This window comes from Nitrospirillum bahiense (genome assembly GCF_007828025.1).
Taxonomy (GTDB): Bacteria; Pseudomonadota; Alphaproteobacteria; order Azospirillales; family Azospirillaceae; genus Nitrospirillum; species Nitrospirillum amazonense.
The window spans coordinates 124,759-131,170 of record NZ_VITO01000019.1 but is presented as its reverse complement, the minus strand read 5'-3'; the positions used below and the strand labels follow the sequence as shown (position 1 = coordinate 131,170).

Genomic DNA, 6,412 nt, shown 5'->3' with positions numbered 1-6,412 from the left:
CGATGACGGGACACTCGAAATCGAACTCTCATACGACAACGACGACGAGGTCACTCTCAAAGCCCGAAGAAGCTGACTTCTTCAACACCCTGCTAAGCCAGCACAGCCGCTTGCCGCTACTCCTTCTCGCCTACATATCGCATGCGGAACTGTTGAGACAATTTTCTGCGGAAATGCTTGGCTGTTCAGCCATGACAGCTCCTAGGCCCCTCAACATTCTCTTCGTCTGCCAAGATGCGTCGTTTTCGATTTTGGCCGCTGCTCTGACCAACTGCATCGGTCAAGGTGATGTAAAGACATGGGCAGCTACTGCCGAACCGGTACGAAAAACTCATTCGGAGGTTTTTAACCTCCTTGATCGTTTGCCAGTTCCGGAAAGTGGATTGGAGGCAAAGGACTGGAATGAATTTGCCCGGCCAGATGCACCAGCCATGGATTTTATCATCTTTCTTGGTAGTGGTTTTTATTTTAACGATGAGGATTTCGTGTGGCCAGGCTATCCTATTTTCATGAGTTGGCTCGATATGGAGTTCGAGGAAAATAATTTTGAAGGAAAATCTTCCTATTCAATAAAGCGTCGAAATCAGCGCTGCGCCAGGCTGGCCAATTCTATTCTTTTGCGCATTTGTTTTTTATTTAATCTTGGCTTTAGTAAGTGGAATCCTGGTCGCCTTTACATGGACGGCTTTAATGCTTTGGCAGAGGCAGCCGAGTGGGCGGGCCCCGCATTGAATGGCAAATTACTGCGTTGGTTCATTAGTCAACATTATGCAGAGCGTTGGCAGCAGCATTCACAGCGCATAGCCAAGGAAGGGCAGAAGAAAAAGAGGCAGGCGAACTCAAAAAAGGCCGCACCGAAGCGAAAAACTTGAATGTACGCCGTGCGGGGTACCCCCGCACGGCGGTTGCGCTTAGGAGCGCGGCCCTCGAAAGCGCTTAAGCAGCTGTCGCGCGCCCAGAGGACGGTACTCGACATGCAGCCGGAAGCCCGCCAGTTCGCACCAGAGTTCGAGAATGATTTTGATTGTCCGCATGTTCGGTCTCCTTCGTTCGACCGCGCCCTCGCGGCCTTCATGCGGCGGGCCTTGGCGACGGCGGAGGCGGCTGCACCGTCAGGCCGGAACGCAGAGGAGGAGCGCCAGCGCTTGCGGCCTTGAGCCGACGAACGGCGCGAGAAAGGACAGCCGGAAGGACGGGAGGGGCGCGGGCGGCATACGAAGGGAGGCCGGATGCGCGCCATTAATCATTGCTTGATCGCGATGTGCTATCTTTGCGTGTGGCTGATCGGCGGTGAAGGCGCGTGCGCAAGACGCCGAATGAGCTTCGTTCAGCAGGCCCGAAGACGGTGCGCAATCGATGCGGGAGGGGACAATGGATCAGAGCGCGGCGAATGACGATGAACCCGGCGGCGAGGGCTCCCATGACAATTTGACATTGTGGCAGCGCCGCGTCGTCTCCGCGATATGCTACGCCGAGAGGGAAATCCTGAAGGACCGCCTGAAGGTCGATGACGATTTCGCGCAAGACCTCGACCGTGCGACGGAGCTTGTCGAGGAAATCGTCCGCTTTCCCGGCATCGATGACGATCCGGAAAGCGATCCTCCCCCCAATTCCGTCGCGACGGGGTATTGGAGCGGCGGCCAGGCGGTCGTTGTGGGATTTCCCGAGGCCGCGCGCCTGCCGGAAATCGAGGCCCAGCTCCGTGAGCTTGCCGCGCTGGTGGCCGATGACGATTGCGTCATACATCTCACCGGCGGCAACGTCCCCTATGAACACGACCTGATCTGCTATCGGGGCTTTGTGTCCACGAAGTTCGAGTTGAGGGCTCCGGAAGATGTGGAGCGCTTGATGCTGGAAGTGCGTATCGACGAGATGAGGCAAGGGCGTTGGGAAGCGATTGCGGAGTCCGTTCGGGCCGGGGTCATTCCGCCCGCGCCGTGAGATTATCGGCGGGGATACCGGCACGCTCCAGCCTGATGTTCGCATAAGTCGATGAGAAATAATGATAAAATACCCTCTTCTTGAGAAGTGTCAGGTTTTAGCGTATATTGAATTGTCAGGTTTTTGCAGGAGATTGGGGCATGCCCCGGCGGACTTTACAGCAGCGGATCGAGGAGCGGATCGCCAGCAAGGGCGATGCCGTCTTCCTGACGCGCGAGTTCGCCGACCTCAGCGGCGAGCGCCAGGTGCTGCGCGCGCTGCGCAAGCTGGTCGATGACGGCAAGCTGATCCGGCTCGGCTACGGGGTCTATGGGCTGGCCGTCAAATCGCGGCTGTCCGGCGAGGCGATATTGTCGAACCCGACCGGCTTTTCCGGCGCGGCCCGCCAGGCGCTGAGCAAGCTGGGGGTCGCCTGGGAACCGACGACCGCCGAGCGCGCCTATAACGAAGGGCGCAGCACGCAGATTCCCGTCAATCCCGTCGTCAAACTCAAGGGGCGCTTTTCCCGCAAGCTCCGCTACAAAGCGACGGAGCTAGCCTTTGAGCGCTGAATTGCTGCGCGAGTTCCTGGAAGTCCAGGCGCATTTCGGGCTGCCGAGCCCGGCGCTTGTCGAGAAGGATTTTCATGTCGTGCGCGCCCTGTCGGCGGCATCGGCTGCCGATCTCGGCCCCTTCGCACTGGTGTTCGGCGGCGGCACGGCGATGGTGCGGGCGCATCGGCTGATCGAGCGCATGTCGGAGGATGTGGACCTCAAGGTCGTGCCCCGCGATCCTGCCTTGGGCGGGCTGGGGCAAGGCGGCAGGCGCAAGCATCTTGGCGAATTGCGGGACAGGCTGACCGCCGCCTTGCAGGCGGCAGGGTTTGCGCTGGACGCCGCCGATCCGGCGCATGTCCGCTCGCGCAACGCCAACCATTACACGATCTACCGGCTCCCCTACGATGCGCAGACCGAGGCGCAGGAGGTGTTGCGCCCGGCCATCCAGCTTGAATTGACCTATGCGCCGCTGCGCCTGCCGTCCGTCACCCTGCCCGTCACCTCCTTTGTCGCTGAAGCTTTCGGTCGCCCGCCGGAGGTGGCTGGCATTGCCTGCGTCAGCGTCACCGAGACGGCGGCGGAAAAGCTGGTGTCCCTGACGCGGCGCACCGCTATGGAGCTTGCCGGGCACAGCCGCGACGCCGATCCGGCGCTTGTGCGGCACATCTATGACCTGCACATGATCCGCGCACAGATCGACGCGGAAGCCGCCGGGCGGCTGGCCGCCGAGATCGCGCGGGCCGATGCGGAGGCGTTCGCCAACCAGTACCCGGCCTATCGCGACGACATCGCCGGGGAGACGCGCAAGGCGCTCGACGCCATCCGCACCGCGCCGCTTTTCCGGGAGCGCTATGAGCGCTTCCTGGCGGCGATGGTGTATGGGGAGAGGCCGGGGTTCGAGGAAGCGGTGGGGACGGTTGGGGAGTTGGTGAAGGGAATGGAAGTCTGAGGAGAACCGCACGAAGCAAGGCTTATTAGGAGGAACTCTCTTTATCAACGCCGTTCGCCGATTTCTCGTGCGTCAGTGCCTGGGGTTTCGGCTGAATCATTCGCTGTAATTCTTTTTCGAACGCGCGCTCGAAGCGTCTTGCCTGTCGCAGGATTTTTTCATTTTCACCGAAAGCTGATGCGGCCCGCCGCGCATAAGATGAGAAGTTGCGGAATTGTAGCGCCGAGAAGCGGCGGCGTAGCTTCTTCGTCCAAACCTTGTCGGCCAAGCCAGCGGCGATTGACAATTCTGCGACCTTTCCAATCTTCCGAACGTTGCGCCGCATTTTTCTCCATTGGCGTGAAAGAGAGCTTGGCCGCAAGCCAGCCCCGTCCAGGTAATACGAAAAGCCCAGATATTGGGCGCTTCTTTTTTCGGAAAGGGATGGATCTGATGGATCGAAGATTGTTCTTTCCGTTTTATCGGCGCTTAATTCAAGTTTTTCCGCTCCCATCAATTGCATGATCATGTTCTCTATTTCTTCCATCTTATCAATAGGACATATGACCATTATGTCGTCTGAATATCGACGATACATAGCACCAATAGATTCGCACATTTTGAGGACGGCGAGGTCGAAATCTATCATATAGAGGTTGGATAATGCTGCACTTATCGGCGTGCCCTGGGGAATGCCGGCCTCTAAGGATGGATTTGGCTGAAAGTCTATCCCTGCCTTTTTAAGTTCAGCTACCGTTGCTATCGGATTGGTGCCGGGTCTATCCAGCGCAGCAGCAAAAGCTTCGTGCGTTTTGAGCTTGTCCAGTTCGACGAAATGGAATTTCGTGACGAAGCGAAGGACGCGGTGCCAATCTTCAGATAAGCTGCGAACAGCAAGCAAACGCTTTAAGCGCTCCTTTAAGAGCTTGTGATTCAGATTGTCAAAGAAGCCGGAAACATCAAACGCAAGAACGCCGCAGGGTGCGGTATTTAGAGCGTAATTATATGCAGCAGCAGAAAAGTGATAATTTGATCTTCCTAGCGATCTATAGGCGATCACGGCGTCGCTGAGATTATTAATTTGATAAAAATCATTGAGATGATGATTAATTATAGATGCATAAAAAGACAAGATACATGAATCACGGTGAGATGCGTACATTATGGGTCGTGCTTTGACGACTGTTTTATTTTCTTTCTTCTTGTATCGCTTCGTCAGCTTTTCATAGCGGATAAGTGGGCTGAAAGCGTGCTCCATGACAAATGACGGGTTCATCGCTTTTAAAGCGAAGCTTTCGCCGACGCCGCGATCAAAGTGTTTGTAATGGCGGGGCTTGAACCAGTCGATATCCAAAATGCCTACTCTGTCGCAAAGTTCGGAGAGCTAGTCCTGGCCCTGGACCCCGGATAAAACCGGACACTCTCCGAACGCACGCCGCCTTCCGTCAGCTTAGTGCCTGGTGTCTCCATTCAGGCACCTCGCCGACGCGAGCCTAAAAACGCGAGGCGGTATAATGTAACCATGGAGGTCCGAGCCATGCTCGTAGTCTCATCTGTTCCGGCTGCCGGGCTTGCGATGATTGTGATCATCGTCCGGCTGGCAATCGAAATTCGACTTGACGGTCTCAACGGTCCGACCATGCGGCCAATTCCGCACGGCATCGGTCATATGGGGAAAGCTCTGACGAGCAACAAGGGTGTTATCGAAAAATTTTCGCCAAATTTGATTAAGAGTATTTCCCTTGCAGCCCACATGAGGTTCAGGAAGACCTTAGAGCATCTTTCGATCCGGATCGAAGCGTTATCGCCCCCGGAAGCGCGCATCCCACTTTTCAGAGAGATCACCGTCTTCCTCTTCTTCTTCGTCAGCCGCGAGAAAGAGCAGCGTGACTTGAAAGCCGCCCGCTTGGCGCATTGACTGCTCAAGGATCGGCGACGGGCGTTTTCCCCATTCTGTTTCCAGCCAAACGGAACCATCCACTTCTGCCCAATCGGTAGCGACTCGAAGCGGCATCGCCGGGGCTACGCGGCTGGTACAAAGCGTGGGCAGCGGATCGCCCTGCTTGATAGCCAAGCGGGGAAAGGTATTGGTGCGTCGGACGTATCGAATGTTGTTGTCCTTGCTAAAAACGAAGGCGCAAACGTCATCAGTCAATTCTATGTACCGATTGACGGTCGCTTCGAGACTTGTGCGATAGTCAGACGCCAGTTTTTGCGCGTGAATTACGTCAGCATCCCCAAGACTATTCATATCCCGCACGAACCAGGGACGCGGCATTAAAATCCCAGCGGCGAAGCGATTGGCTTCAGCCTCTTGGCGGCGCTGATCGTTATTGCTGCGGCTTTCCCTGAGATCGGCTGCGGTGCATTGCCGGTTGCCTTTGTGAGTCGGAATGAGGAAGTGCCCCAACTCATGGGCGACGGTGAAGCGCCGCCTTTCTTCGCGGGCTCCTTTTTTGGTCAGGATTATCCCTTTGCGCTTCTCAGCGTCGGTTGTAAGGGCTCCTTCAAACCCTTCGGCTTCCAGGTCTTTGAAGTCGATGATACCGACGGCGCGCGCCAAAACTTCGATGGGAACAGGTTTGGGTAAATTAGGATGATGCTTGAGGATGGCGGCTATGATCTTTTCAGGCGATCCGCAATCCGCCAAGTCCATCAGAAGGTCTTCGTTCATCCATCTTTGTCCTTAAGGCGCTCCGCAACTACCCGTAGCATATCCCAATCTTTTTCCGAAAGCTTCCCATCAAATTCCCGGAAGAATTGTAGGGCGGCGGCTTCTTTAGGTTCTGCGGACTCATCCAATAAGAACGCGACGGTCACGCCGAAGTGACTGGCCAACTTCGCCAGCAAATCTTTCCCCGGATTCGTGCTGCTCCCTCTTTCCAGTTCCCAAATATGAGCTTTAGACACGCCAACCCCGTCGCCAACCTGTTGCAGCGATTGCCCTTTTTTCTGGCGTAGTTCCTTCAGCTTCGCAGCCAATGACATAGACAAGCTCCTCCTTCGG

General features: G+C 56.3%; 6 protein-coding genes and 1 pseudogene. 4 read left to right on the top strand and 3 right to left on the bottom strand.

Going from position 1 to position 6,412, the window contains the following annotated elements:
• The 4 genes and pseudogenes from FBZ88_RS30395 to FBZ88_RS23260 form a co-directional block, all read left to right on the top strand.
• Nucleotides 1-872 (top strand): annotated as a pseudogene (locus FBZ88_RS30395) (hypothetical protein); the annotation flags it as partial.
• A 499-nt stretch (nucleotides 873-1,371) separates the two neighbouring features.
• On the top strand, nucleotides 1,372-1,941 hold the full coding sequence (locus tag FBZ88_RS23270) for a hypothetical protein (RefSeq protein WP_145619476.1): 570 nt from the start codon (nucleotides 1,372-1,374) through the stop codon (nucleotides 1,939-1,941).
• Between the two features lie 140 nt (nucleotides 1,942-2,081).
• On the top strand, nucleotides 2,082-2,492 hold the full coding sequence (locus FBZ88_RS23265) for a DUF6088 family protein (protein WP_145619475.1): 411 nt from the start codon (nucleotides 2,082-2,084) through the stop codon (nucleotides 2,490-2,492).
• Nucleotides 2,482-3,426, top strand: a complete 945-nt coding sequence (locus tag FBZ88_RS23260) for a nucleotidyl transferase AbiEii/AbiGii toxin family protein (protein WP_145619474.1) — start codon at nucleotides 2,482-2,484, stop codon at nucleotides 3,424-3,426. The genes FBZ88_RS23265 and FBZ88_RS23260 overlap by 11 nt, the downstream gene beginning before the upstream one ends.
• Nucleotides 3,427-3,451: 25 nt before the next feature.
• Here the strand turns inward: FBZ88_RS23260 and FBZ88_RS23255 are convergent, their stop codons facing one another.
• The 3 genes from FBZ88_RS23255 to FBZ88_RS23245 form a co-directional block, all read right to left on the bottom strand.
• Nucleotides 3,452-4,759 carry a reverse transcriptase domain-containing protein gene (locus FBZ88_RS23255; RefSeq protein WP_145619473.1) on the bottom strand — a complete coding sequence of 436 codons (1,308 nt, stop codon included), beginning with the start codon at nucleotides 4,757-4,759 and terminating at the stop codon, nucleotides 3,452-3,454.
• A 447-nt stretch (nucleotides 4,760-5,206) separates the two neighbouring features.
• The gene (locus FBZ88_RS23250) at nucleotides 5,207-6,079 is read right to left on the bottom strand and encodes an ImmA/IrrE family metallo-endopeptidase (protein WP_145619472.1); all 873 of its coding nucleotides are present in this window, start codon (nucleotides 6,077-6,079) and stop codon (nucleotides 5,207-5,209) included.
• Nucleotides 6,076-6,393: a helix-turn-helix domain-containing protein gene (locus FBZ88_RS23245; RefSeq protein WP_145619471.1), complete on the bottom strand. Its 318-nt coding sequence runs from the start codon at nucleotides 6,391-6,393 to the stop codon at nucleotides 6,076-6,078. Before FBZ88_RS23245 ends, FBZ88_RS23250 begins: the two co-directional genes overlap by 4 nt.
• Nucleotides 6,394-6,412: the final 19 nt, after the last annotated feature.

Bases quoted from the DNA above. Each gene is read 5' to 3' on its own strand.
- FBZ88_RS23270 (WP_145619476.1), top strand. From the start codon at position 1,372: ATGGATCAGAGCGCGGCGAATGACGATGAACCCGGCGGCGAGGGCTCC.
- FBZ88_RS23265 (WP_145619475.1), top strand. From the start codon at position 2,082: ATGCCCCGGCGGACTTTACAGCAGCGGATCGAGGAGCGGATCGCCAGC.
- FBZ88_RS23250 (WP_145619472.1), bottom strand. From the start codon at position 6,079: ATGAACGAAGACCTTCTGATGGACTTGGCGGATTGCGGATCGCCTGAA.
- FBZ88_RS23245 (WP_145619471.1), bottom strand. From the start codon at position 6,393: ATGTCATTGGCTGCGAAGCTGAAGGAACTACGCCAGAAAAAAGGGCAA.